The 26589-nt window shown below is 53.4% G+C and carries 18 protein-coding genes; 14 read left to right on the top strand and 4 right to left on the bottom strand.

What is annotated here, in order from left to right; translation table 11 throughout:
- Positions 1–372: transposase (locus ACFO1S_RS25800; protein WP_378127830.1), on the bottom strand; the 372-nt coding region annotated here is incomplete at its 3' end.
- 634 nt (positions 373–1006) lie between these two features.
- Between ACFO1S_RS25800 and ACFO1S_RS25795 the strand changes: the two genes are divergently transcribed.
- The 5 genes from ACFO1S_RS25795 (at position 1007) to ACFO1S_RS25775 (ending at position 6460) form a co-directional block, all read left to right on the top strand.
- Positions 1007–2470, top strand: a complete 1464-nt coding sequence (locus tag ACFO1S_RS25795) for an RtcB family protein (RefSeq protein ID WP_204606005.1) — start codon at positions 1007–1009, stop codon at positions 2468–2470.
- Positions 2471–3042: 572 nt separating this feature from the next.
- Positions 3043–3804, top strand: coding sequence for an AAA family ATPase (locus ACFO1S_RS25790; protein WP_378127836.1), 762 nt, complete (start codon positions 3043–3045; stop codon positions 3802–3804).
- A 38-nt stretch (positions 3805–3842) separates the two neighbouring features.
- Positions 3843–4127, top strand: a complete 285-nt coding sequence (locus ACFO1S_RS25785) for a late competence development ComFB family protein (protein ID WP_204606006.1) — start codon at positions 3843–3845, stop codon at positions 4125–4127.
- A 56-nt stretch (positions 4128–4183) separates the two neighbouring features.
- Positions 4184–4834 carry a Vat family streptogramin A O-acetyltransferase gene (locus ACFO1S_RS25780; RefSeq protein WP_204606007.1) on the top strand — a complete coding sequence of 217 codons (651 nt, stop codon included), beginning with the start codon at positions 4184–4186 and terminating at the stop codon, positions 4832–4834.
- A gap of 228 nt (positions 4835–5062) precedes the next feature.
- The gene (locus ACFO1S_RS25775) at positions 5063–6460 is read left to right on the top strand and encodes an MDR family MFS transporter (RefSeq protein WP_204606008.1); all 1398 of its coding nucleotides are present in this window, start codon (positions 5063–5065) and stop codon (positions 6458–6460) included.
- Positions 6461–6597: 137 nt separating this feature from the next.
- On the opposite strand, the gene ACFO1S_RS25770 is transcribed toward ACFO1S_RS25775, so the two are convergent.
- Positions 6598–8913 carry an AraC family transcriptional regulator gene (locus ACFO1S_RS25770; protein ID WP_204606009.1) on the bottom strand — a complete coding sequence of 772 codons (2316 nt, stop codon included), beginning with the start codon at positions 8911–8913 and terminating at the stop codon, positions 6598–6600.
- Between the two features lie 258 nt (positions 8914–9171).
- Here ACFO1S_RS25770 and ACFO1S_RS25765 point away from each other — a divergent pair, with 258 nt between their 5' ends.
- The 6 genes from ACFO1S_RS25765 to ACFO1S_RS25740 all read left to right on the top strand — a co-directional run bounded on the left by ACFO1S_RS25765 (position 9172) and on the right by ACFO1S_RS25740 (position 20186).
- The gene (locus ACFO1S_RS25765; RefSeq protein WP_204606010.1) at positions 9172–10110 is read left to right on the top strand and encodes an ABC transporter permease; all 939 of its coding nucleotides are present in this window, start codon (positions 9172–9174) and stop codon (positions 10108–10110) included.
- A 14-nt stretch (positions 10111–10124) separates the two neighbouring features.
- On the top strand, positions 10125–11009 hold the full coding sequence (locus ACFO1S_RS25760) for a carbohydrate ABC transporter permease (RefSeq protein ID WP_204606011.1): 885 nt from the start codon (positions 10125–10127) through the stop codon (positions 11007–11009).
- Positions 11010–11088: 79 nt separating this feature from the next.
- Positions 11089–12621: an extracellular solute-binding protein gene (locus ACFO1S_RS25755; protein WP_204606012.1), complete on the top strand. Its 1533-nt coding sequence runs from the start codon at positions 11089–11091 to the stop codon at positions 12619–12621.
- Between the two features lie 33 nt (positions 12622–12654).
- Positions 12655–13701, top strand: coding sequence for a glycoside hydrolase family 130 protein (locus ACFO1S_RS25750; RefSeq protein WP_204606013.1), 1047 nt, complete (start codon positions 12655–12657; stop codon positions 13699–13701).
- A gap of 236 nt (positions 13702–13937) precedes the next feature.
- Complete coding sequence (locus ACFO1S_RS25745; protein WP_204606014.1) at positions 13938–18398, top strand: polysaccharide lyase family 8 super-sandwich domain-containing protein; 4461 nt, start codon at positions 13938–13940, stop codon at positions 18396–18398.
- Positions 18399–18608: 210 nt separating this feature from the next.
- Complete coding sequence (locus ACFO1S_RS25740; RefSeq protein WP_204606015.1) at positions 18609–20186, top strand: alpha-L-rhamnosidase-related protein; 1578 nt, start codon at positions 18609–18611, stop codon at positions 20184–20186.
- On the opposite strand, the gene ACFO1S_RS25735 is transcribed toward ACFO1S_RS25740, so the two are convergent.
- Positions 20174–21178, bottom strand: a complete 1005-nt coding sequence (locus ACFO1S_RS25735) for an AraC family transcriptional regulator (protein WP_204606016.1) — start codon at positions 21176–21178, stop codon at positions 20174–20176. The genes ACFO1S_RS25740 and ACFO1S_RS25735 overlap by 13 nt on opposite strands.
- 251 nt (positions 21179–21429) lie before the next feature.
- Between ACFO1S_RS25735 and ACFO1S_RS25730 the strand changes: the two genes are divergently transcribed.
- The 3 genes from ACFO1S_RS25730 (at position 21430) to ACFO1S_RS25720 (ending at position 24529) form a co-directional block, all read left to right on the top strand.
- A complete protein-coding gene (locus tag ACFO1S_RS25730; protein ID WP_204606017.1) occupies positions 21430–22743 on the top strand; it encodes an ABC transporter substrate-binding protein in 1314 nt (437 codons plus the stop codon).
- A gap of 77 nt (positions 22744–22820) precedes the next feature.
- Positions 22821–23702: a carbohydrate ABC transporter permease gene (locus tag ACFO1S_RS25725; protein ID WP_204606018.1), complete on the top strand. Its 882-nt coding sequence runs from the start codon at positions 22821–22823 to the stop codon at positions 23700–23702.
- Positions 23699–24529, top strand: a complete 831-nt coding sequence (locus tag ACFO1S_RS25720; RefSeq protein WP_204606019.1) for a carbohydrate ABC transporter permease — start codon at positions 23699–23701, stop codon at positions 24527–24529. The genes ACFO1S_RS25725 and ACFO1S_RS25720 overlap by 4 nt, the downstream gene beginning before the upstream one ends.
- A gap of 459 nt (positions 24530–24988) precedes the next feature.
- On the opposite strand, the gene ACFO1S_RS25715 is transcribed toward ACFO1S_RS25720, so the two are convergent.
- Entirely contained in the window at positions 24989–26584 is a 1596-nt protein-coding gene (locus tag ACFO1S_RS25715; protein WP_378127825.1) for a response regulator transcription factor, read from the bottom strand.
- Positions 26585–26589: the final 5 nt, after the last annotated feature.

Raw genomic sequence — 26589 nt, 5'->3', positions numbered from 1 at the left:
GGTCGTCGGTGAGTACTGCGTGCCAAACATGCTCTCGATGAATTTGGCAACTTCACGCGTGCTCATGCCGCCTTTGTACATGTGAATGATGGCTTCTTCAAGCCACCCTTCGCGACGTTGGTAGGGCTGGAACAACCGCGTTTGAAAGTAACCTTTTCGATCTCGCGGAACTTGAAGCGCATCAATGGTACCGTAGCGAGTTTGGTAAGTACGCGAATAGTTACCGTTAAGACTGGTGCGCGGTCCTTGGTGCTCTGTGCTAATGTAATTTTTAATTTCTTCACGAAGCAGGAGTTCGAGTTTCTCCTGTACGAGCTTAGTTACAGCATTTTCAAGTAGATTGTCAAAAGCGTTATCGGGTATAGTTGTCATCGAGTAGGGCTCCTTCTTGTGGACGTCGCAATCCCGAGAATACCCTACTTTTTTGTTGCCTGATAAGGCTCCAAATGCTGGTACACAAACAACTTTACTTCATCTCCTCACCTGCTCGGTGCTGCTCGTTAGTTCGACTTTGCAGCACTACTCTTCTCTTCACCTGCTCTGTGCTGGCCGTTAGTTCCACTTTGCAGCACTACTCTTCTCCTCACCTGCTCCGTGCAAACTCTGACTCTGAGGAATTCATGTTTTCCCAACACATACTCGCTCGGGCCGTGTGATTGGGAAATTCAGGTTGACAAAGCTTGAAGTTCGCGAATATAATTACGACTATCTTAACGACAAGGAGGCCCATGATCATGATTTTGCTGAAACTGATGTCCGACGCTAGCCGCATTTGCACCAGACAATCGCATACGACAAGACAAGTTCATGGGTCACTTCGGAGATCGGCGAGGAAGAAGAAGACATAGCGGGAGACGGCGGAGGGCCGATTTCAAGCGCTATAGTTATTATTCAACGTGCAGGAAGACCGTGAGCGATGGCTTGCGGTCTTTTTTGTTGTACCGATTTGCCGAATGACCCTGTGAACGAATCATTTATTCTCAATGCAAAGGATTGAACGAAAGTTATGTTAATTAATCAAACGAATCAAATAAACGGCAGCGACCATTCCGCCCATGAAGCCTATTATCGGCGCGTGAGTCTTCCTGCGGGAGACGTTCATGTGTACGCCGGAGACGAGCTGTTCGGGGCGATGGGGGCCAAAGTCTTCGAAATGGCGAACAATAACCTGCAAATTCCCAATATCCGCTATATGAGCTATACGCCTGACGTTCATGTGGGGGTAGGCACCTGCATCGGCACAACCGCGGTGTGGGAGACGGAATCTGCCTTCGTATCGCCATCTATCGTCGGTAGCGATATCGGCTGCGGCATGCGTGTGCATTTGACGAACCTGAAGGCGGAGAACCTGCGTGACGTGAAGCTTCGCCGCCAACTTGTGAAAGCCATTGAAAAAAGGGTGCCGACAGAAAATCAGACTCGCGGAAGGTTCTCGGACATTCGGCTGGAGCGCGTAGTCGCCAAAGGGCTGCACGGGCTGCCGGGCAAGTACGTCCCGGATGCCTATACGCCGCGCCAGGCGACCTCGTTAACCCGCGTGGAGAGCAGCGGATTTCTCCTTGACGAGGATTATCTCTCGCGTTTCCCCGATCGGATATGGCATCGGGCGCACCGCCAGCTCGGCACGCTGGGCGGCGGCAATCATTTCGTGGAGCTGCAAGCGATCGAGATTGAGGAAAGCAGCCGCGAGATAGCGAAGCAATGGGGGCTCTTCGACGGTCAGATTGCCGTCATGATCCACTCGGGCTCTCGCGCATGGGGCGGAGCCGTCAACCAGTATTGCGGGTCGGAAGTGGCGAAGGCGATGCGTCAGGGCGGCTGGGGGACGGCGGATCCGAAGCTGCTGTTCGCGCCGCTTCATAGCGAAGCGGGCAAAGCCTATGTCCATCTGATGTATTCCGCTTTAAACTTCGCTGTCGTCAATCGGCATCTCATCGCATACGCGATACGGGAGGCATGCAAGGAAACGTTCGGCGCCAAATTCGAGATGAGCACGCTTTACGATCTTATGCACAACTATGCCTGGGAAGAGAAGCGGGAGGGCGAGTCGCTGTTCGTTCATCGCAAGGGAGCGACGCGAGCGCTGCCGCCCGGGCATCCCGACAATCCCAAGGCCTACGCTGCGACGGGACACCCTGCGCTCATTCCCGGATCGATGGGAACGGCTTCGTATTTAATGGTCGGAGCACCTGGAGGGGCCGCCAATCATTATTCGATCTGCCACGGGGCGGGCCGGGTCCGTTCGCGGAATGCGACCAAGCAGCTTGTCAAGGTGGAGGAATTCTCCCAAGCGATGCGAATCGGTCGCGAGGACGAGATTGTCGTCAATCATCGGTCGCTCGAAGCGATCCTGGACGAAAGCCCGCAAGCCTATAAAGATATCGATCAGATTATAGCCAGCGTCGTCGGAGCCGGGCTTGCCTCCGTCGTGGCGAAGTGCCGCCCTCTGGCGGCAATCAAAGGAGTGTAATTCACGAAGATGACTCATACCTTAACTTGTCATAGCCGCCTAGGAGGCGAGCGTCCGAGTTGCGTCGCCTCCTTCGGCACCCCGGGAAGGGGAGAGAGCGCCCCTTCCTCCGAGGTTTATTTTGAATACGCGTCGATTGTTCAGCGCATCATCGAGATGCTTAAGGAACGCTATGGATGCGAGTTTTCTCTGTATTTTCAGGAGGATTCGAACGATGCCTGGAGCGAGCTTGAGGAGGACATCCGCGAGAGCGATCCCGAGCTGGAGCACGTCGCGAGCATTTTCGACCTGGTGGAATCCCGTTCCTTCTCCTACTCCCCCTCGGCAGAAGGCATTCGGGTCAACATCGGTCCTTCCATTCGCAATAACGTATTCGGATATCCCCGATTTAAAGTCGCCATGGCTCGCATTCCGTTTCTGATGGCGAACGGGATCGGATGGGAGGATCTGATCTTCGCGGAAAGCGATGAAGGGCTGAGACGAATGCTGCAGGATCGTCAGGAGCGCCGTTTGCGCCAACGCAAGATCACGCTGTTTACAGACACCCGCAACGGGCTCGACCAAGCGCGGGAATCCCTTGCCCGCGAAGTTGCCCGGGACGAGGTCGTTCTGGAGGAGAGGCTGAAGACGGAGATTTACCGGTCTATCGACGAATTTTTCTCTGGCGACCGAACCTTCTACCGAGCTACAATATTCCGTACAAGAGGGGGATACTGCTGTACGGAAGTCCGGGCAACGGCAAAACGACGCTGGTTAAAGCCATCGTCAGCAGCATCCAGGCGCCTGTCGCCTATTGGCAGATTACCCAGTATACGAACAGCGAATCGATACAGGAGGTATTCGAGGCGGCCATGCGGACGGCGCCAGCCGTACTCGTCATTGAAGATATCGACTCCATGCCGGAAAGCTGCCGCTCCTATTTCCTCAATACGCTCGACGGGGCGACCTCTAAGGAAGGGCTGTTCCTGATCGGGACGACCAATTACCCGGAGAAGATCGACCCTGCGCTCATGAACCGGGCGGGAAGATTCGACCGGGCCTACGAGGTCAAGAAGCCGGGAGAAGCGCTTCGACTCGCTTACCTGAAGCTTAAGGGCATGCTGAAGCTGGCCGACGAAGCCGAAGTCGCCTACATGGCCGAACGGACCGCGGGATTCTCGCTGGCTCAATTGAACGAACTGTACGTTTCCGCCGCACTGCAGATGCACTACGATCATGAATTGAAAGTTGATCTATTGATCGAGGAGCTGAAAGCCGATATAAACAAAGACCGGACGGGAGCGTGGATGTCCGATTCAGGCGGCAAGGGAAAACTCGGATTTTTCCACGACTGAGTCGTTCGTTCCGATTAGGCAGATGGAGCGTGTATCCTATGTATTTTTCTCGCGAGCTTTCTATTTATAATGCGATGGAGCCGATTGTCAGCGGCATGTTCGAGGATCATTATGTCAAAACAGGCATTCTCAAGTGCGATTGCGAGAAGTGCCAGATGGATATCATATTGCGGACGATGAATCAAGTGCCGCCTCATTATACGTCGGGGCAAGCCGGCGAAGCTTATATCAAGGCGCTGTATCAGGAGCCGCAGCTTCAGTCGGATATTTTGCGGGAGCTTACGAAATCGGTGCAGGTCATCGAGGAAAGTCCGCGCCATTAATTGCGGAAGAGACTCGGAAATTCCGGGTTTCTCCGGCAAGGAGAGGGAGTGCGCTTATGCCCGTATCGCCGGACAAAAACAAGCTGTATCCCAACGAACAGATACGCAGCGTCTGCTACATTAACAATTTGCCGGGCAGGCCAAACGTTGAAATCGGCGATTATACGTACTACAGCGACAACGGCAGATCGCCGGAGAGCTTCTACGACAACATTCAGCACCATTACGAGTTTCTGGGCGACAAGCTGATTATCGGCAAATTTTGCGCTCTGGCCGAGGGCGTGACGTTTATTATGAATGGAGCCAACCACAGGATGGAGGGCTTCACGACCTATCCCTTCAATATTTTTGCGGGAGGCTGGGAGAAGGTGACGCCGACGAAGGAGCAATTGCCATTCAAAGGCGACACCATCATCGGGAATGATGTATGGCTGGGGCAGGGGGTAACGGTCATGCCGGGGGTGACGATCGGCCACGGCGCGATCGTGGCTGCGAATTCGACGGTTGTCAAGGACGTCGAGCCTTACGCCATCGCGGGAGGCAATCCGGCGCGGACGATTCGGAAGAGATTCGACGACGAGGTCATATCCTTGCTGCTGGAGCTGCAATGGTGGAGCTGGGACGAGCAGAAAATATTCGAGCATCTGGAGGAGCTGGTCTCGTCCAGCGATGCGGATACGTTGAAGAGACTGTTGAAGCTGCCCTAGGGGCGGAGATAACGAGGGCTGGGCAGAATAACACTGCCCAGCTCTTGCTTCGTTTGGCGACGGAGGAACAGCCGAGCTAACGCATGGATGAAGCCGATGAGGACATGTCTCTTTTTCTTGTATTGTACAATATCGGTCCGGGTTTCCTCCAGCGTTGACAAAGCTCCGAGCCGCGCCTATGATCGTTACAGAATAGTAGTCAGCATTCGCTAGAGAGAAGGAAGCTCGATGTCCCCCAAGAAAACGAACCGCGCATTCGTGACCGCCGGCCTGCTGGCCGCGCTGTTCATCGGAGCGCTCGATTCTACAGTCGTGACAACCGCGACGACAAGCATTGCCAAGGATCTGCAAGGCCTCAGCCTGATCAGCTGGATTTTCTCGATCTACACGCTCACGACGTGCGTAACGACTCCCATCTTCGGTAAGCTTGCCGATCTGTTCGGGCGCAAATCGATTTTTACGATCGGCTTGGTTCTGTTCCTGGCTGGCTCCGTGCTGTGCGGCGCGGCCCAGTCGATGACGGAGCTGATCTGGTTCCGGGCCATTCAGGGCATCGGGGCGGGAGCGCTGACCCCGGTGACGTTCACGATTATCGGAGACCTATACACCGGCGTGCAGCGGGGCAAGGTGCAAGGTGTGCTTTCGTCGATGTGGTCGATCGCGGGCTTGGTCGGACCCTTCGTCGGCGGATATTTTGTGGATGCCATTTCCTGGCGCTGGATTTTCTACATGAACGTTCCGATCAGCCTGCTTTCGTTCGTGCTGGTCTTCGGCTTTCTGCATGAGCGCTTTGCCAAAGCGACGAAGAGCAGCATCGATTATCTGGGCGCCTTTACGTTCACGGTGTGTATATCAAGCTTGCTGCTTGCGCTGTTGACCGGAGGAGAAACGTATGCCTGGGACTCGGGGCCGATTGTCGCGATGTTTGCGGTTGCGGCCGCGTTCCTGGTCGCATTCCTGCTCGTGGAGAGAAAAGCCCGGGAACCGATGATGCCGCTGCTGTTGTTCCGGCAGAAACGGCTGGCGATTCCGTATGTGCTCGGCTTTTTCGGGTTTTGCATCGTGGCGGGAGTCACGATCTACATTCCGCTATGGATTCAGAACGTTATGGAGTACAGCGCTACGAAGTCGGGGCTTATGCTGATGCCGATGTCGCTCACCTGGCCGATCTCGTCGTTCCTGTCCGGACGGTATATGTTCCGTTTCGGAGCCAAGAGGTTCATGATCCTGGGCACCTTCCTTGTCGCGGGGGGAGCGCTGTGGCTGTATACGTTGAATATGGATTCCTCCTACGTGCATGTCATTGGGGCTGTCATGCTGGTCGGCTTCGGGATGGGCTGCATCAGCACGCCGGCGATCGTGACCATCCAAAACTCGGCGGCGGCCGGGATGCGCGGCGTGGCGACGTCGACCAACTCGCTGATGGGCGCGTTGGGACAGACGGTCGGGGTAGCCGTATTCGGCATGCTGTTCAATCGAATCGTTGTCGAGGAAGCGCCGACGCAGATGGCCGAAGGCATGCATGTCATCTTCGCGGTTCTGCTCGTAATCGCAGCGCTCAAGATAGGCATTGCAGGCCTGTTGCCCAAGGCCTCGAAGGCCGAAGCCTCCGAAGCCGCATCGTAAAAGGCCGAGGGAGCGTAAGCGAGGCGGGATTAAGACGAAGGTAAGATCGCGTGAACGCAAAGCGCAAGTTCCGGCTATGGAGCTTGCGCTTTTTGCCGTTCTTATGCGGCTGAAGGAGCATGCGATGCTGCATGTTATCAAGCGCCGTTTTTATGCATCCTCCGATATTGGGCCGGCGTCATTCCATATACCTTTTTGAAGATGGAATAGAACGTGTTAAGCGACGAAAATCCGTAATTATGGATGATCTGCTCGATCGGCGAGTCGGAGGCAAGCAGCTCCCGGCATATGCAATCCAGACGTTTCTCCGATATCTTATCCGTAATCGATTGGTTGGTCTCCGCTTTATACAAGCTGCGGAAATAGTTCACGGACAGACCCAAATGATCAGCCAACATGGTTGCGGACAAGTTCGGATCGGTTAATTGCTTATCAATGAACTGGTCGGCTTGCTCGATCAGGGCCACGTTCTTGGACTGACCGCGGGCAGCCGCAATGTCTTCGAGCGTCTTGGTTACGAGCGCTTCCATCCATGGCACCACGTTTTCCATCGTCTCCTGCTGCATGATCTGATTCTCAATGGAGGTTAGCCCCCATGAGCTGGGAAGCGGCTGACTGGAGTGCTCCTGCATGAGCCGGCGTATGTCCATGAACAAGGTAATCAACGACATTTTACATTCAAAATAGGGCAGTCCCCGCAGCTTGACTACGGCCGAGCGTATGATTTCCAGAACCGCATCCGCATTGCCCTTGGGAAGAGCCTGAGCAATCTGTCGCTCTTTGTCCACAGGCAGATGATACAGTTCTCCGGGCGCGTCGGCTAGCCACGCATTCACGATAAGCGCTCCGTGCCCGAATCGGAATCGTTCCTGTGTCAGTTCATACGTCTCCATATAGATCTCATGTATGTCGGTCAGGCTGGGCAACGTCCTACCCCAAGCGACGGTCGTGCCGATTGACAAATACTGCTCCATTAACTGTTGGGATACTTGCAGCTTCTTCGCAAATTCTTCGGACAACGGCGCCGATAAGACAACCGCCACGTGGTCGTTCCCCATGTCTACCGTTTGCAGCTTGTGTTTGGACGATTGCAGCGACTCTTGGATAATATTGGACATCGCAAATCGGAGCAGACGCCGGTCCTTCTCCGGGTAAGCCTCCGAAAATTCCGAGAAGCGGTCGATTCGGAAGATGGCTGCCGACAGCTGGTCTTCCGGCAGATCGATTCCCCATTCTTGAAATTGAGAGCATATTTCCTCTGCCGAATGGTAGATGCCCCCGAGAAAATCCCGCAAAAACCGCTCCCTGCCCAAAATTTTATTATGCCGCCATTGTTCGGTCAGTTCATGAATCTGATTGCGTTGGGCCGTAAACACATTGGATAAGTAGTCAAGCTCATTGGCGCTATATCCTTCGCCGGGCTTTTCGGCTTGATGCTGCCGCATCACTCTGCCGATCAGTTCTTGAATAGGCGAGTACACCCGTTTGGAAATCAGAACGATCACGGTCAATGAGGCTACGAACAGGATGAAGAACAAGATCAGGCTTGTATTGCGAAGAACAGTGATTTTTCCCAAAATGACAGACTTAGGTATCGTTTCGATAAAGGTCCAATCCTGAATTCCTTTAATGGAGGCGCTTGCGTAAACCATCAATTGCTCTCCCTGATTGCGGGGCTGAAACAGCTTCCATCCGCTTTCGCCTTTATTCCCGTGGCTCCTGAGCTCCGCGATTTGTTCCGTATTCAAAGGAATGCTGCTAAAAACCTTCTCATCCCTATCATTCAGAACCGTGACCGATCTGTTCGCATAAGTCGAATTGTCCTGAAGCAAGGTCATTAAACGTTGGGTATCCATATTCAGAACGAAAGCGGAGATGGAGCTGCCCTTTTCGTAAAATCTGACGATGGAAATCACTTCTTTGGCCTTATTCCCGGCAAGAGGAATGGACAAGGTTCTCGGAATGAGAACGCTATGCTCCGCTGTAGCTGGATCCCGCAAGCGCTCAATAATGTCCTGGTCATAGAAAGCTTCCGCGTCATTCAATCCAAGTCTGGAATCTACTACGGTATTTGTGTAATCGTTGATCAGATATACCGAGTCGATAGACGGATTGGCGTTCTTAATGTCCATGAGCCGGCTCCATACCTCAAACGTTTCAAAATCGCTGTATTGATCCGAAAGGGCATACACCTTGAGGGGACTGTCATTGCTGGAGGAGAAGCTGAATTCTAGAGCCCATTCCATCAGTTGGGCTGTGTTCTGGGCGCCGTTCTCCAGCAAGGATTCGGAGTGATCGCCGATCTCTTCCAGAAGCGTCTTGGAAGACTGCCAATTAAGCAGCGTAAAAGAAATAGCCAGAACCAGAACGTTGGCGCTGACAAAGTAAAAAATAAGCTTCATATAAGTCGGGTGCCGCTTCAGCGATGCGAGAAGTGGAAGTCTGAATTTCATTGCTCTAGAACCCCCGTAATGATAACTGCCGAGCCTATAAATTTGTGGGTTTAATTATAGCATAACGAGCATTTCCATCTGCAGAATCGGTGATTTTCGAAATAGTGTTGTTTTTGGGAAGTTCGTAAATCTGCGCTTGCAGGAGAAATCGGAGCTTGCCGGAATTGCCGCTGCGGCGAGGACTTGGTAAGGTAACGTCATAAATAACGGGACGCTGATGCGATTGCCGGTTTCGATGAAAGGGGGGGAAGCAAAACGATGCAATATCAACTTAACGCAAGAAAACGGTCCAAGCTGAAGCATATTGCTCAAAATCCTTTTCTATATGCTATGGCCGTGCCGGGGCTGCTGTTTTTCCTCGTATTCAGTTATTTTCCCATATACGGGATTATGATCGCCTTTAAGGACTATAACTTTGCCAAAGGAATTACGGGAAGCGATTGGGTCGGTTTTAGGAACTTCGATTATTTTTTTACTTCGGATGATTTCTGGGTCATTCTGCGCAACACGCTGACGCTGAACATGCTGTTCATTGTGTTTACTACGGCGGCTGCGGTATTAATCGCGCTTATGTTCAATGAGATTCGCAATAAGTATTTCAAACGAATTTCGCAGTCTTTCATCTTTCTTCCTTATTTTATGTCCTGGATTGTGGTAGGAATGATTGTCCAATCCTTGTTCGGCGGGGAAGAGCCGATGATCAACACCTGGCTGCAAAGCATGGGATTGGAGCCGGTCAACTGGATGTTTGAGTCGAAGCTATGGCCTTACATTCTGACGGTGATTCGCGTGTGGCAAGGGGCCGGTTATCTTTCGATTATTTTTTTGGCCGCGATTACCGGCATATCGGAGGATTTGTACGAGGCTGCCCGGATTGACGGGGCGTCCAAGATACAGATTGTGCTGCGCATTACGCTGCCGCTGCTCGTTCCTACCATTATGATCATGACTTTGCTGGCCGTAGGCAAGATTTTCAATGGGGACTTTGCCATGATCTATGCCATCATCGGAGACAATTCCTTGCTGTATCCGACTACCGACGTTATCGACACCTTCGTATTCCGCTCCATGAGACAGTTGCATGACTTTGGCATGTCTTCTGCGGTTGGCCTGTTCCAGTCGGTTATGGGTCTGATCTTCGTCATTACCGCCAACTGGGTAACCCGAAGAGTGTCTAAAGAATCCGCATTATTCTAGGAGAATAAATAACGATGAGACTGAAACAGAGCGCTACGGATCGAGCTTTTACGGGATTTGCCTATACGTTCATTTCATTGTTTACCTTATTCTGTCTGTTTCCTTTTCTGCTGATGATCATCGGATCGTTTACGGACGAGGGGGAACTGATTGCGCACGGGTATACATTATTTCCGCAAAAATTATCGCTGGACGCTTATAAAGCGGTGTTGCAATCGGATGTGCTGTTTAACGGCTATGCGGTCACGGTATTTATCACCGTCGCAGGCGCATTAAGCGCATTGTGCATTTCCGCAATGCTCGGATATTCTCTGGCCAACAAGCGAAATGTCCTGCAAACGCCTTTTCTCATTTTTTGCTATCTGCCTATGCTTTTTTCCGGAGGCATCATTCCGTTTTATATTGTGGTCAGTCAGTGGCTGCATTTGCAGAATACCGTCTGGGTGCTCATCTTAACGATGTTATGCCAGCCGTTCCTCGTCTTTTTGCTTGTCAGCTTTTTCCGTACGATTCCCGAGGAATTGGAGGAAGCCGCAAGAATTGACGGGGCGAATGAAATGAGAGTTTTCTTTCAAATTATGATCCCGATCTCGAAGCCGATTCTGGCTTCCGTCGGTCTCTTCTATGCTCTGAACTACTGGAACGACTGGTTTATGGGACTGATGTTCGTGGATAATGAGAAGCTGTACCCGCTGCAGTTGATTCTGCGCCGAATGGTATCCAATATGGAAGCCGCCAAAAATCTCATTCCCGCCGCTGCGGCCATTGCCGTCACGCCGCCCACCTACGGCGTGCGGATGGCGACAACCGCATTGACAATCGGCCCGATCGTCTTGCTGTATCCCATGCTTCAGAAGTATTTCGTCAAAGGTCTAACGGTAGGGGCCGTAAAAGGGTAATCGAGGATTTCCGGCATTAACCGGATTAGTCCGGTTAATCATAGATGCTTTTTTTCAATATATAAGGGAGGTTAACGAAATGAGATTCAAAAAACAGTTTGGCGCGGCGACGACCGCGGTATTGGCTATTTCATTGATGCTGGCGGGCTGCGGAGGCAAGTCGAATAATGGCGGCAATGAAGGGAAATCTCCAACGAATACGGAAAGCGCTGCATCCGCAACGAAGGAAACAGTGACGCTGAAAGCTTATTTCCCGGGGGATAAGCCGGCGGGCTTCGACGATGTGCTGCAGGCGGTCAATGATAAATTAAAAGCGGACAACGTCGGCGCCGCCTTGAATGTCAATTTCTTGCCGTGGTCCGATTACGGGAACGCGGTATCTGTGAAGATGTCTGCCGGTGAAGGCTTCGACATGTATTTGGATGCTCCATGGTTATCCATGAATCAGATGATCGCCAGCAATTCTTTGACGGAGCTGGATGCGATGGTGGCCGAGCGTTCGGAGCTAAAGGCATCCATTCCCGATGAAATGTGGAATTATAACAAGTTCGACGGCAAAATTATGGGCATTCCGCTCGGTACCACGCAAGGTCAGGTATATGGCCTGCTGATCCGCAAGGATTTGCGCGTGAAATACGGACTTCCCGAGCTGAAAACGCTCGACGATTTGGAAAAATTCCTGTATTCGGTCAAGGAAAACGAGAAGGATGTTAAGCCCTTCGTTATAAACGGCATCAAAGCGGATAAACTTCCGTTTATCCTGAGCGATTCCGCTAATCTGGCTCTCGATGAAGTGCTCGAAATCGGTGTCAACATGTTCGCCTATTCAACCAAGGACAAGAAAGTAGTCGGTCAATGGGCAAGCCCGATGATTGCCGATGCTTATGAACGCGTCACCAAATACTACAAGGACGGCATACTTTCCAAAAACATCGCGCAGGAGCAAAATGCAGAAACCCTGTTCAAGCAAGGCAAATATGCGGCTACCTATTATGCGGCTGATGGAGTAGAGGGATTGAAATATTCGGAAATGCTGCAAGACGGCAGCGACAAGCTTGAGGTTTTCGTTCCGAACGGGGATAAGGCCAAGCCTTATACCGCTTTCCAGCAATGGAATTTCCTTTGCATTCCGACTTCATCCAAGCACGCCGATCTGGCTATGGACGTAGCCAATTGGATGTCCATTAAGGAAAACCACGATTTGATGGAATACGGCATTCAAGGGAAGGATTGGGAGCCTGTCGGCGATACGAGCTACAAGGTGCTGTCCAACTATTCGTTCCCGGGCTATGTGTTGACCTGGAGGCCAACGCTGAACCGCACGCCGGCCACGATGACGGCCGATGACAAGAAGTGGTTCGACTTCTCCACCAACCCGGCCAATTTCACGCTTAGTCCAACGGCGGGTTTCAACTTTAACGCTGAAAAGGTAAAGACGGAATATGCTAAAATTACGCCGCTTCACGATTCGATCTTCCTGCCGCTTAGTCAAGGCTTGTTGCCTGCCGATCAAGGCAAGGCGAAGCTGGAGGACAAAATGGCGAGTCTCGGCGGGCAAAAAGTGATCGATGAAATTCAGGCCCAAATCAACGCCGTCCTGTCCGGTAAGTAACGGCACTAATAATACTGAAAGAGGTACTTCACAGTGAACATAATACGCTGCGCGCAAAATCCTGTTGTACGGGTCGAGGATGTTGCACCCTCCCGCCCCGACTTTCAAGTGCTTGGTGCGTTTAATGCAGGCGTTGCGCAGCTGCGGGATGAAATTATTCTGTTGCTGCGCGTTGCGGAAGCGCCGATCGCGGACCGGGCGGATGAAGCGCTTATCCCCCGGCTGAACGAAGCGGGAACCGAAGTACTTGTAGAGCGCTACGATAAGACCGATCCCAGCTATGATTTCTCCGACTCGCGCTTCATCGTAAGGGACGGACGAACGGTCATGCTCACCTCCTTATCCCATCTCCGGGTGGCGCGAAGCAAGGACGGCGTTCATTTCGACATCGAGCCGCAGCCGGCCTTGTTCCCGCAACACGATTTTGAGGCGTGGGGAATTGAAGATCCGCGCGTGACCCAAATCGGAGACGTCTACTATATCACTTACAGCGCCGCCTCCGCCCGCGGCGTTGGCGTCGGCCTGGCGGAGACCCGGGATTTCCGAACATTCAAGCGACGCGGGCTGATGCTGGCTCCCGAGAATAAGGACGTCATGATCTTCCCGGATAAAATTAACGGCAAATACTATGCCTTGCACCGTCCGGTGCCAAAATCGTTCGGCTCTCCCGAGATGTGGATCGCCGAATCGCCCGATCTCGACCATTGGGGGAACCATCGCTTCCTGATGGGGCTAAGCGAGCAAGGCTGGGATTCGGCTCGAATGGGCGGCGGCGCGGTTCCGATTCGAACCGAACGCGGCTGGCTTGCCCTGTACCACGGAGCGGACAGCAAGCATCGCTACTGTATGGGCGCTGTTCTGCTCGACTTGGATAATCCGGCCAAGGTGCTCGCGAGATCACGCGTACCCGTATTGGAGCCGGAAGCCGCATATGAAGTGAATGGATTTTTCGGCAAGGTCGTATTTTCGTGCGGAGCCCTGTTGCTGGATCAAACGGTCCGTATGTATTATGGCGCCGCAGACGAAGTGATGGCTGTAGTAGATATCCCCTTGGAGGACATCTATAGCACTTTGTTATGAAGAAATGGAGGGCAGTAAATGGCTGCCCTCTTCAATCGATGAATTGGAAAGCGGTTTCAATAGCCTTTGAGGCTTAGCAAAGGAGGAGCATGAGAATGGCTGCCCGTATACAAAATTCAGTAAAGAGATGGATATGTCTGGCTACGGCTTGTTTAATGATATCCTCGATACTTTCAAATCCGGCCGCATTGGCAAGTACTCCCGAGGGAGCGAGCGCCTCTCAGGAAATCGCGGATATGAAATGGATGAAAGAACGGATGGTCGATTTTTACATCTCCAAAGATATCATCAACGACGGAACGAACGGTCGAGTCGAATGGACCTTCAAATCACAGGCCGGCACTTACTTAGCCAATCAAAATTCGGACGGAAGCTGGGGGGACGTCGATTACGCGAGCACAGCCTCCAGCGCCAATGGGAGAGCTTGGTCGCCCTATCTTGCGCTGGATCGGATGCAATCGATGGCGCAGGCGTTTGCTGACCCGAATGGTCCATACTATCGTAGTGAAACGCTGTTAGGCGGTATTCAAAAGGGGTTGGACTATTGGTTTACGGTAAAGCCGACTTCAACCAACTGGTGGGAGACCGGAATCGGCAAACAATTAAGGCTGGAGAAGATCGCGCTTTTGTGTGAAGGCTATTTAACGGCAACGCAAGCATCCAATATAATAGCCACGTTAGACAGCAGCCCACACATTGTCGATGGTGCCAACTCGTCCTGGTACAATCAAAATTATATGTACCGCGGCTTATTGCTGGAGGATGCTCAGATCGTCCGGAACGCCGTGAATGCATTTAACGTGCTGTCGAATGTGACTACGACTGTGACGGGAATCCAGTCGGACATGTCATTCTTCATGCACGGCAAAACGAATTATACGACGGGTTACGGAAGAAGCTTTGCCAGAGATATGTCATTCTGGGCTTACATTACCTCGGGCACCGTTTTCTCGTACAGCAAGGTGGCAATCGATTCGTTATCGTCCTACTTGTTGGACGGCACCCGGTATCTCGTGAGAGGCGATGTTGCCGATCTGGGTATGGGGATGAATGGACCCGATTGGCCGGATTATGAGAGCGCGGCTTTGACCTTCTATGAAGACCCATTGGAGTGGATGCAGACGGCCAATCCAAGGCGGGCTGCGGAGTTTGCGAGTTTTCTTGACAATATTCGCAGCATCGGCACGAGCACAAGCAACGGATTGGAAGCCAACAATATGACGCAATGGCAGACGCTGGTCTCCTCCCATATGCGAGACGACTATGGAATTACGGTCAAGATGTCTTCCAGCACGGTCAAAGGCGGCGAATGGAGAACGATTAATCCCAGCGGATATAACCTGCTGTACTGGACGCCGCAAGGAGCTACCGCCATTCAGAGAACCGGCGACGAATACAGAACCGTATACCCGCTGATGGACTGGGCCCATGTTCCCGGCACAACGGCTCCGTACGTACTTACGAAAGACGGGAATTTCAACAATCCCAAAACGTTTGTAGGCGGAGTGACTAATGAGCGTTATGGAGCCACCGCGTTTGATTTCAACAAGCTGAGTACAAGCGGGAAGAAAGGTTACTTCTTCTTCGACGATGAAATGGTGGCGCTTGGCGCAGGAATCACTTCGACGAATGCGGCTTCTATTCACACGACATTAAACCAAAGTCAGGCGGTAGGCGAAGTTCTCGTAGACGGCAATCCTATAGCAGACGGAACGATGCAAACAAACGGACGCTGGGCCTACAACGACCATATCGGCTATGTATTCCCGAATCCGACGACCTTTCAAGTAAAGCAGGAGACGAAAACCGGAAGCTGGAGCGGCGTAGTTTCGGGAAGCTCAACGGCGCCGATCACCAAATCGATTTTTTCGATTTGGGTCGACCATGGCGTGAAGCCCGCAAACGCCTCCTACCAGTACATCGTATTGCCGAACAAAACCTCCGAAGAGGTCGGCGACTACGCGAGCGACAACCCGATTAGCATTCTTTCGAATACCCCGTCGCTTCAGGCTGTTCGGCATAATTCTCTTGGAATTGCGGAATTGCTGTTTTATCAACCTGGGACGGTGACGGTGAGAGACGGTTTGACGGTCACAGTTGATAAACCCGCCATGGTGATCGTTGACGAATCCGCAGCGCCTGTCCGTATTTCAGTCGCCAATCCCGAAACGCCGGGGATTACGGTGAACGTGACATTGGATCGTAACGGAGAACAATCCACGACAAGCTATAAGCTCGGCAAGGATACGTTCACAGGCCGAAGCTTGACTTTGAATGAGGGAGCCTCCCACGATGACAGAGGTTTCGATCTCGCTTACGATAAAGGCGCGATCGCTTCATCGAGCAAAGACAACCTGCATGCTTCGAATGCTACGGATATTTACAGAACTTCGTATTGGGGTTCAAACCATTCGGACAATGAATGGATTTATGTTGATTTGCAAGATCAATATACGATCAATAAAGTTAGGCTGAATTGGGAGAAAGCTTACGCGAAAAGCTATAAAATTCAAGTATCGAACGATGCTGCCGCCTGGACGGATGTTTACTCCACGACGACGGGTAACGGAGGAATCGTCGACATTCCTTTCAGACCGACCAGTGCCAGGTACGTTCGGATGCAGGGCGTTCGACAGGGGAGCGGAAATGGCTACTCGCTTAATGAATTTAACGTGTATGAAGCTGTACCGCCCAATCTTGCAGAAGGCATGCCGGTAGTGGCAAGCTCGTCCAGAGCCGCGGACGTGGCGCCCGGGAATGCGGTGGATGGCTTTCTGAATACCCGCTGGGGATCTAACTATTCCGATCAGCAGTGGATCTACGTCGATCTTGGCTCAAGCCAATCCATCGAGAAGGTCATGTTGCATTGGGAATCTGCGTATGGGAAGGAGTATCAAATTCAGGTTTCCGACAACACGACGAACTGGACGACAGTATACAGCACCACAAACGGAAGCGGAGGAGTCGAAGAGATCTCCTTCGAACCGGTCAATGCCAGATACGTTCGGATGAACGGCATAAAAAGAGGGAGCAACTACGGCTACTCGCTCTGGGAATTTAAAGTGTATTCCGCTCTTCTATCCGTCCCCGACGCTCCTGCCAATGTGTATGCCGTCGGTCTAGACGGGGCCGCCGAGGTGAGCTTTGCCGCGCCGATCGATAACGGCGGAAGCGAGATTACAGGCTATAAAGTAACCGCATGGGCGAACGGAGAAGCTGTTACGACGGTGGAAGGTACGGACAGCCCAATCACGGTCGCCGGTCTGACGAACGGTACGGCGTATACCTTTACAGTAGCCGCGACGAACGCTCAAGGCGATTCGGCGGCATCCGAGCCGTCGAACGAAGTGATTCCGTCGGCGGATGCAGGTACTGTTCCGGCTTCGCCTGCGAATTTGACGGCGGCGCCCGGCGACCGATCCGTGACCTTAAGATGGCACGCTTCGGCCGAAAGCGTCACCTATTCGGTGTACCAATATCAAGGCATGACGGCGCCGGCCGACCCGGGCAATTGGCAGCTGGTTCAAGCCAGCGTAACGGAAGCCACGTACGCAGTAACCGGATTGACGAACGGGACGCGCTATGCGTTCGCGGTGAAGGCCGTAGATGAGAGAGGCGAGAGCGGGTTCTCCAATGCCGTGACAGCGACGCCGAAGGCTCCGCAATCGGAGACGCCGGTCAGCGGCGGCACAAACAATGGCAATGATACTTCCGTCATTAAGTCGACCAACGGCACCATCCTTATTCCGAGCGGCAGGAGCGGCGAGGTCAGCCTCGATACTGAAGTTATCCTTACGATAGGCGCAGGAGCGGTTGAGCAAGAATTGCGCATTGAGATCGAGAAGCTGTCCAGTATAGCAAACCTAATATTCGATAAAGAAACGCTAATCAGCAACGTCTTTGAATTAACGAAAAATAGTGCAGGAAACTTCAAGAAGCCTATCGTTATCTCAATGAAGTTCGATCCGTCTCTCGCAGGAGACAAGCAAAGAGTCGCTATCTTCTATTATGACGAAGCGAAGAAAGTATGGATTGAAATAGGCGGCGTCGTGAAGGGCGATCGAATTACGGCCGAGGTGGATCACTTCACCAAGTTTGCGGTCATGGCTGTAGGCGGGAAGAAGGACGAGAGCGGCGAACCGAACGCGCCCGCGCCATCGTTCAAGGACATCGCGGGACATTGGGCGCAGAACGCCATTCTGAGCGCGGCGGGCATGAAGCTTGTCAGCGGCTATTCGGATGGAACGTTCAAGCCGAATGCCGCCATTACCCGCGCCGAATTTACGGTCATGCTGGCCAATGCGCTTAAGCTGGAAGGAGCCGGTTCAGCGACTGCGTTTACGGACGAAGCCGCAATCGGCGGATGGGCGAAGCAAGCGATCGCGAATGCAGTTGAAGCAGGCATAGTGAGCGGGTATGCGAACGCCAGCTTCCGGCCGACTGCGATTATTACCCGCGCGGAAATGGCGGCGATGATAGCCAGAGCGCTTAAACTGTCTGCCGAAGCAGGCGCAACGACCGGCTTCGCAGACGATAAGGACATTCCGAAGTGGGCGAAAGGCGCGATTGAGGCGGTTCGCAAGCTGGGCATCGTGAACGGCCGCAGCAACAATAAGTTTGTGCCGAACGGTACTGCGACCCGAGCGGAAGCGGTGACCCTATTGGTGCGGATAGTTGAGCTTGGTACAGAGCAATAAAACATAGTTAACAGCGGGCACAGCGCAGGAACGGATATGTTCCTCATGCTGTGCCTGTTCTGTGCATGGGCGATAACTTGGCAGTGAAAGTATGTGCAGCCGATTATCATGAATCTGATATTCGGATAAAAAAACGCGGCGATCGGGCATGTTATCGGAGAAAGAAATAGGGTAGGGTGAGAGGCAAAAGATACGATGGAGGTCGAAGTCATGTCAGACCAAGCCAAATTTCAATCCGCCCAAGCAACGATTGTTCGCAATGAACGCTTCATCCGAACGGCGGAGCAGCTTAAGCCCGCCTTGCTTCGCGAGGAGGTCGAGCCGACTCGGCTCGTCCAGATGAAGGCCGACAGCTCTGCAATGCACGGATGGCGTGCTTCGCGCGAAGCGGGAATCGATACGCTGGACAGCCGGGAGCTGGGCAAAGGACAATCCGTCATCGCGGATTTCGGGGATCATCGGGTCGGTTACGTTTCATTCGAGGTCAGACCGGTCGGCAGTCCGCCGGACGCTCCGCTGAAGCTGAAGCTTACGTTCGGAGAGATGCCGGTGGAGATGGCGGTGCCGTTCTCCGGCTATGACGGATGGATCAGCAGCTCCTGGCTGCAAGAGGAGATCCTGTTCGTAGACGTGCTTCCCGGACGCGTAAGCTTGCCTCGCCGGTACAGCTTCCGGTATCTTAAGCTCGAAGTGCTGGATACCTCCCCCAAATATCGCGTGAGCTTCTTCAATCTGAGGTGCATGACCGTCACCTCGGCCGACAGAGCGAATGTCGCTCCGTTCGATCATGCCGACCCGCTGCTGCGAGAGATCGACCGCGTCAGCGTCCGGACGCTGGAGGATTGCATGCAGGACGTATACGAGGACGGACCGAAGCGGGATCGCCGATTGTGGTTGGGAGATTTGCGCCTGCAAGCGCAGGCGAACTACGCCACGTTCCGCAATGATGCGCTCGTCAAGCGCTGCTTGTATTTGTTCGCCGGAGTTCCCGACGACCGCGGCCGGGTGTCCGCCAATCTGTTCGTCGAGCCCCAGTTAATCGCGGACGATACGTACCTGTTCGATTATTCGCTATTTTTTACCGTAACCTTACACGATTATTACGAAGCGACCGGAGACGGGAATACGCTGAGGGAGCTGTGGCCGACCGCGCGCCGCCAAGTCGAGCTGGCGCTGGAACGGTTGGACGACAGAGGGATTGTGAAGGACGATCGTACTTGGTGGTCATTTATCGACTGGCACGAGTCGTTGAACAAGCAGGCGCCTTCGCAGGCCGTCCTCATCTATACATTGAAACGCGCTATTCATCTGGCCAAGGCGGTGGGCTGCAGCAGCGGCGCAGAGCTTGAACGGCGACTCGCCGAGGCGGAGCAAGCCGCTCTAGATTATCTTTGGAGTCCGGAGCAAGGCTTCTTCGTCAGCGGAGAGGAGCGTCAAGTCTCTTGGGCGACACAAATCTGGATGGCGCTTGCGGAGGTGCTGCCGCAGCAGCGGAATCAGGAGCTGATGAAGCGGTTGCTGGCCGCGCAGCCGGAGATCGCGCCCACCACGCCGTATATGTATCATCACCTCGTAGAGGCGCTTCTTGTCGTCGGCCTGAAGAAGGAAGCAGTCGATTGGATGAAAACTTATTGGGGAGGCATGCTGAAGGATGGCGCCGATACGTTCTGGGAGCTGTACGATCCGAATAATCCGGAGTTCTCCCCTTACGGCAGCCCTCTCATTAACAGCTACTGCCACGCGTGGAGCTGCACGCCGACTTATTTGATCCGCCATTACGGGCTGTAAGGAGACGAGCGGGACGGCGCGCTGCGGAATTCGTAAGGCGTTCGACCGAAGCGGGCCTTGAACTTTTTGTAGAAAAACCCCATGCTTTCGTATCCGCACAGACGGGCGATCTCTTCGATGCTCATCTCGGTCTCCATCAACAGCCGAGCGGCCCGGTTTAAGCGTTTCCTCTGGACCCATTCCGTGAACGTTAATCCGGTCCGGCTTTTCAGCAGGCTGCCCAAATATTTGGAATTGAAGTGGAAGCGCTCGGCCAACTCGGCAAGGGTACAGCTTTCCGAATGAGCCTCCATATAGGCTAAGACATCCTGAAGCACTCCCCGTTGAAGCGGCGGATCCGGCTCGTAATTCAGATCGAGTTCGTAGATGCGCATGAGCTCGATCAGCAATACGGGGACATAATGGTGCAGCAGGTCGGCGGAGTAGTCATCCGGATCGTAAAATTCGCACATCATATCCCGCATCAAGCCGTGGAGTCTCCCGCCCTCTCCCGGCCGGAAGACGATGTACCGCCCGGGCCGCTGCCGCTCGGACATCGCATGCGCGATAAAGCTTGCAACCGCGCCGCCCCGGGGAAGCGGCTGCGGGAACGCGGAGTCGATGGCCTCTTTGCGCAGCAGCAGGTTCACGAGAATATCGTTCTCGCCAAGCGGGGCGATTCCGTGGGGAACGTTCCGGTCCATCAGACACGCGTCGCCTTGGCACAGCGTGATTTCCTTGCCGTCGATCCATTGGTTACAGGAGCCGGAATACATGTAGTTGAGCTCGATAAAGTCATGCTTGTGAATCGGCATGGCGGCAAAACGATGATGCTTATGGATGGATACGAAGTCATTGCCGAAAAAATAGCTGCCCCGCATGCGGGGAATGCCGTCCGGCTCATCCGCAAGCTCGCCGCCGTCGAAATCGTTGACGTTCTCGCGAGTGCGAATCTGAATGCCTTCGACTGCATCCAGACCCCGCAGCAAATCGTCCAACTGAAGATGATTCATGCGCTGCCCCCACTTTTCAGATTGCTGAACAAAATATAACATATTGCGAGGCGGGATTTCTTCCCGTCTCTTGGGCGTGTACGATCCTTGGCTCGGACCGCTGTAGAGTGGACCGGTCATCCACCCATACCTAAAAATTGTGCACTTTAAGTACTAAAGTAAATGCACCGGATGAGAAGGTAACATGAACTTAGCCCAAAAACAGCACCAAATTAGGGGGATGGTTATCAGTGTTCAAAGGAAAGAAAAAGATGAAAACGGTTCTAGCCGGCGTAACCGCGCTGGCGGCGAGCATGGCCCTGTTGAGCGGATGCGGAAGCTCAAGCAGCGAAGAACCCGGAAAGAGCGGCAGCGGAGCCGGAACCGTTACGCTGACGATGATCGTATCCGGCAACAAGGCGGCGGACGGTCAGGATTTCGAATTGGACGTTCTTCCGAAAATGGTGAACGAGAAGTTCCCGAACATCAAGCTGGAGGTTCAGAAGCTCCCCGACGATCAATACAACACGTCGATCAAGACGAAGCTGGCTGCGGGCGAAGCGCCGGATATTTTCCGCGTATGGCCGAGAATGGGCTCCGCGGCAAGCATCATCGACCTGTCGAAGGCCGGATACCTGGCCGATCTGACCGACTTGCCGTTCATGAGCAACATCAGCGACGGCGCAAGAACGGATATGTCGAATGACGGCAAAGTGTACGGGATTACGAAGGGCATCGACATGCTTGGAACGTACTACAACAAAAGCCTGTTTGAGCAAGTAGGCATTACGGAAGTACCCCAAGACTGGGATGCGTTCCTTGCAGCTTGCCAGAAGCTGCTGGACGCCGGCGTCACGCCGATCGTCATGGGCGACAAAGACCCGTGGTGGATTCAGTTCGGAGCCTATCAATTGGCGGCGAACACGGTCTACTCGGCGGACAAGGATTTCGATCTCAAGCTGCAGAGCGGCGAGAAGAAATTCACGGACGAAACCTGGGTGAAGGCTCTCTCGATGTACAAAGAGCTGTACGACAAAGGCTACATCGCCAAAAACACGCTCGGACTGGGCGGTCCGCAAGCGACGCAAATGTTCATCGACGGCAAAGCGGCGATGGTGTTCGACGGCACGTGGGACTTCCCGACGCTGACGGCCAAAGGCGCGGCGGACTTCGAGCGCGGATTTTTCCCTCTGCCGGGCAACCAGCCGGGACAGCCGGTATGGCAAGCCGTGTCGACAGCGGCCGGATGGGCGGTCCATGCGAAATCCAAGCATATGGAAGAAGTCAAGCAAGTGCTTAACTACTGGTTCGACGTCGAGTCCGACCTGTTCGCAGAATGGGTGAAGCTGAATCCTTCGATCAGCGCGTTTAACGGCGTTCCGCTAAACAACGAGCTGTACAAGCATTCGTACGAGCTGTACCAGTCCAGCGGCAATTCTACCTACTTCGCGAATCAGATGTGGCCGAACGGCGTAGCCGACACGCTTCAGGTGAAGTTCGGCGAAGTCATCGGGGGCCGCAAGACGACGCCGGAAGACGTGGCAAGCGCCATGCAAGCGAAGTTCGACGAGCTCTGGAAGAAGTAAATCGACCGTCATCGAGAATCGAGTGAAGGGGACCGCAACGGTCCCCTTCCCATTCCATTCGGAAAGGAACTCCCAGCATGAATTCAGCGGTTTTGAAAAAAACGATGTACTGGTTTGTCGCTCCGGCGCTCGCCATGTATTTGATTTTCTGGATCTATCCCATCTTCAAGCTGTTCCAATACAGCTTTTCCGATTACAACGGTTTCGTCCAAAGCTTCAATTATATTGGCTTCGACAACTTCGCCTATATTTTCAAGGACGGCGTCGCGGGCACGTCTCTGTCAAACACGCTGGTCTATACGTTTGTTTTCGTCGTGTTCAGCAATTTAATCGCATTGGGTTTGGCTTTTCTTCTGAATATGAAAATTAGAGCCACGGGCCTTTATCGTACAGCCGCCTACGTGCCGACTTTGTTCAGCGCAATCGTCGTCGGGTTTATTTGGAGCTATGTCTACATGCCTGACAGCGGCCTGATCGCTACCCTCTTAAGCTGGTTCGGCATGGACGGTGCTAGTCTTAATCTGCTTGGAAGCTATAATTCCGCCTTGTACGCGATTAGCGCCGTTGACGTCTGGAAGCATATCGGAACAAGCACGGTCATTTTCTTGGCCGGACTGCAGACAGTTCCCGTCGATCTGGAAGAAGCGGGCCGAATGGACGGAGCCAGCTCCTGGCAGGTGACGAGATTCATTCGCCTGCCGCTGCTCGCCACGTCCGTGACGATCAACGTTACGCTCAGCCTGATCAATGGATTGAAGGCGTTCGACTACTCGTTCATCATGACCAATGGCGGTCCGGGGCGGGCGACGAGCACGCTGCTGTTCGAAATATTCCGCATGGCGTTCCGCGAAATGCAATACGGCAAAGCGTCCGCGCTCGCTGTCGTGTCCTTCGTCGTTATTATCGCCATAACGATCTTCTTCGTGCTCAAGCTCAACAAAAGGGAGGTATCGGCATGAACGGCTTCGCCAAAAAGACGCTTACGCACGCCGGAATCTCTTTCGTTCTGCTGCTGAATATACTGCCGCTGCTGATTGCATTGTCCAGCTCTTTTCGTTCCGTCTCCAATATGACCAATCCGCTGCAGTTGTTCAGCGAGTTCTCGCTTGAAAGCTATCGGGTCGCCTTCGAGAAGATGCATTTCATGCAGGCGCTCGGCAACAGCTTGATGCTGACGGTCATTTCGGTCGTCGTAGTCGTGCTGTTCACTTCCATGGCGGCGTATCCGATCGCTCGGCTCAACAACCGGCTGAGCAAGACGCTCTATTTGTTTTTCTTGTGCGGGCTTGTCGTTCCGAGCCAGATGGTCATTATCCCCATCGTTCAGACGATTCAGGGGCTGCATATTCCAAGCTCGCAATTCACGCCGATTCTGATGTTCATTACGTGCAGCATTCCGTTCTCCTCATTCCTGTATACCGGCTTTATCAAGAGCAGCGTTCCGATCGAGGTCGAGGAGTCTGCGCTTATCGACGGAGCGGGCTTGCTGCGCCGCTTCTGGCAAATTGTGTTCCCCTTGCTGCTGCCGGTGACGGTGTCGGTGGTGATTACGCAGGGCGTGTGGATCTGGAACGACTATTTCTTTAACATGATCTTTATTTCCAGAGCCGCCGAATCCCCGCTGCCGCTTGCCATGCTCGGCTTCATGGGCGATCAGACAAACCCGACGGCGTGGAACGTGCTGTTCGCGGCGTGCTTCCTCTGCGCGTTGCCGCTGCTCGTTATGTTCGCCTTCCTGCAAAAGTATTTTATCGGCGGTCTAACAGTCGGCTCGGTCAAAGGGTAACGCTCGTGTAGAAAAGGAAACGAAGCTGGCTCAAAAGTGCTAAACTTTTGAGCAGCTTCTTTGTTTTATATCGATTATGGTTTTGCGGGCATGTATCCCCTTCCGGTGGCTGTTGCATTCGTGAAATTTTGAATTTGTAAACTCGTAACGAGGAAATTTCACGACTGCAAAGGCCAACGCTCCGCTCCTCCAGGAGATACATGCCCTCTTTTTTCATCGATTGAGGGAAGAAAAAGCCCACAGAAATGCATAAAGAAATCGCTATTTGGTAGAATGGAGGTACCACCCAACCATCCCCAAAAGAGCGATTTCTTTGTACATTCAATCTACCATGGACCAACTTTAACTGCCGATGGATCTGAGGAAGACATCCCTGAAAATCATCTTGTTCGCATCGTTAATGAAGCCGTAAATCGACTCAATACTTTTGAATCAGCCCCTTCTTTGTCGTTCAGTAAACTATGCGTCGGCAGGAGCGCCATCACGCCGAGTCCCCTCCGCGGAGGCTTTAGCCGCATTCGTCCGGTATTCCTCCGGCGTGAATCCGGTCAGCTTCTTGAATACGCGAAAGAAATACTTGGTATTGTCGTACCCGAGCGATTTGGCGATCTTGTACACTTTGTCGTCGGTGCCTCCGAGCAGCGCTTTCGCTTTGTCGATGCGCACCTGATTGACATAGTCGATAAAATTGATGCCGGTTTTCTCCTTGAACAGAAAGCTGCAATAGCTGGGGTTGAGGAAAAACAGCGACGAGATCTTGTCCAGCGTCAGCACCTTGTTGGAATTGTTGTGAATGTACGCCTTGATATTGTCGACGACCTGCTCGGACGAATACAGGTTGTGACCGTTCATCATCTCCGCAATGCTGGGCAGTACGTTCGACAAATACGCCTGGATGGCCTCCGCATCGAAAAAGCCGGATAAGGCAGCCTCAAAGCTGGAGGAGGGGGATTGGTTTCCATCGATATGGAAGTTACGGTGGAGAAGACCGCGAACCTCCTGCACGAGAAGCCGGCATTCTCCCTTGACCTCGCCCAGAGTCAGATCGGGCATCTCGGCATAATGCTCGAACAGCTTAACCGTCCACTCGGTCGTTTTGGCCGCGTTGCCCGACTCGATGAAAAACAGCAGCTCGTCCATCCGCTCCCATGCCTCCGCAGCGGCTGCAGGCTTCTCTCCGCCGCCAAAGGCCGACACAACCGGTCCGTTCTCCCCTACGCGAATGCCGTTCAGCGCTTCGACCGTTTCCTCGTATGCCTCGAACAGCCCGCCAAGCGAGTCTTTTTCTCCGCTGATTCCGAGCCTGGGGCGTCCGGGCAGCTCCGCGGCGATGGCTGCGGCAACAGCCGCCGCGGCGCGGAGAAGAGCCTCGCCCGCCTCCGCGGAATAAAACACGTACAGCGCCATATGATCCTGCTGAACGTGCGGCACATAGACGTAAGGGACGTCGGCTTGCCCGGAATAGGGGGCGAACTCGTCCGAGGAATATGCGGCCAGCAGGACGTAACGCTTCGCCTCGGCGACCTCCATCAGCCGGGTCGAGCGAAAGGTCGGGAGCTTCTCCTTGCGGTGCAGACCCAGGATAAGATGGCCGAGCGACTGCAGGTCCGCGTCATAGCTAATTACCTGCTTTTCGTTCTCTCTATGCTCAAGCTGCTCCAGCGCCGATCGTTCGGCATCCAGCGTGGCGATCGCCTTGGACAACGCCTCGCGAATTTCCTCGCGGCTGAACGGCTTGAGCAAGTAGCCTACCGCCTTGGCGGAAATCGCTTCTTTCATGTATTCGTAATCCGAGTAGCCGCTGACGACAATAATTTTTTTGTGCGGGTAGTGCTGCTGAAGCGTCTGCAGAAGCAGCTTCCCGTCCATCTCGGGCATTCTCATGTCGGTGATGACAATGTCCGGGTCGGCGCTCTGGATTAGAGCAAGGGCATCCTCGCCGTTATTCGCCTCGCCGGCGAAGACAAGCCGCTCCCCGAAATCGGCGGTGCGGATTTTTTTGAGCATTCCGCGCCGAATCAGGATCTCGTCGTCCACCACGATATACTTGTACATGCCTG

This window comes from Cohnella boryungensis (genome assembly GCF_042651945.1).
In the GTDB taxonomy this organism is placed as follows: Bacteria; Bacillota; Bacilli; order Paenibacillales; family Paenibacillaceae; genus Cohnella; species Cohnella boryungensis.
This window is presented reverse-complemented; position numbering and strand designations above follow the sequence as displayed.

What these genes read in the sequence shown, in the direction of transcription:
- ACFO1S_RS25760 (WP_204606011.1), top strand. Translation starts at nt 10,125, where the DNA reads ATGAGACTGAAACAGAGCGCTACGGATCGAGCTTTTACGGGATTTGCC.
- ACFO1S_RS25795 (WP_204606005.1), top strand. Translation starts at nt 1,007, where the DNA reads ATGTTAATTAATCAAACGAATCAAATAAACGGCAGCGACCATTCCGCC.
- ACFO1S_RS25785 (WP_204606006.1), top strand. Translation starts at nt 3,843, where the DNA reads ATGTATTTTTCTCGCGAGCTTTCTATTTATAATGCGATGGAGCCGATT.
- ACFO1S_RS25770 (WP_204606009.1), bottom strand. Translation starts at nt 8,913, where the DNA reads ATGAAATTCAGACTTCCACTTCTCGCATCGCTGAAGCGGCACCCGACT.
- ACFO1S_RS25740 (WP_204606015.1), top strand. Translation starts at nt 18,609, where the DNA reads ATGTCAGACCAAGCCAAATTTCAATCCGCCCAAGCAACGATTGTTCGC.
- ACFO1S_RS25730 (WP_204606017.1), top strand. Translation starts at nt 21,430, where the DNA reads ATGAAAACGGTTCTAGCCGGCGTAACCGCGCTGGCGGCGAGCATGGCC.
- ACFO1S_RS25735 (WP_204606016.1), bottom strand. Translation starts at nt 21,178, where the DNA reads ATGAATCATCTTCAGTTGGACGATTTGCTGCGGGGTCTGGATGCAGTC.
- ACFO1S_RS25715 (WP_378127825.1), bottom strand. Translation starts at nt 26,584, where the DNA reads ATGTACAAGTATATCGTGGTGGACGACGAGATCCTGATTCGGCGCGGA.
- ACFO1S_RS25720 (WP_204606019.1), top strand. Translation starts at nt 23,699, where the DNA reads ATGAACGGCTTCGCCAAAAAGACGCTTACGCACGCCGGAATCTCTTTC.
- ACFO1S_RS25780 (WP_204606007.1), top strand. Translation starts at nt 4,184, where the DNA reads ATGCCCGTATCGCCGGACAAAAACAAGCTGTATCCCAACGAACAGATA.
- ACFO1S_RS25765 (WP_204606010.1), top strand. Translation starts at nt 9,172, where the DNA reads ATGCAATATCAACTTAACGCAAGAAAACGGTCCAAGCTGAAGCATATT.
- ACFO1S_RS25755 (WP_204606012.1), top strand. Translation starts at nt 11,089, where the DNA reads ATGAGATTCAAAAAACAGTTTGGCGCGGCGACGACCGCGGTATTGGCT.
- ACFO1S_RS25775 (WP_204606008.1), top strand. Translation starts at nt 5,063, where the DNA reads ATGTCCCCCAAGAAAACGAACCGCGCATTCGTGACCGCCGGCCTGCTG.
- ACFO1S_RS25745 (WP_204606014.1), top strand. Translation starts at nt 13,938, where the DNA reads ATGAAATGGATGAAAGAACGGATGGTCGATTTTTACATCTCCAAAGAT.
- ACFO1S_RS25725 (WP_204606018.1), top strand. Translation starts at nt 22,821, where the DNA reads ATGAATTCAGCGGTTTTGAAAAAAACGATGTACTGGTTTGTCGCTCCG.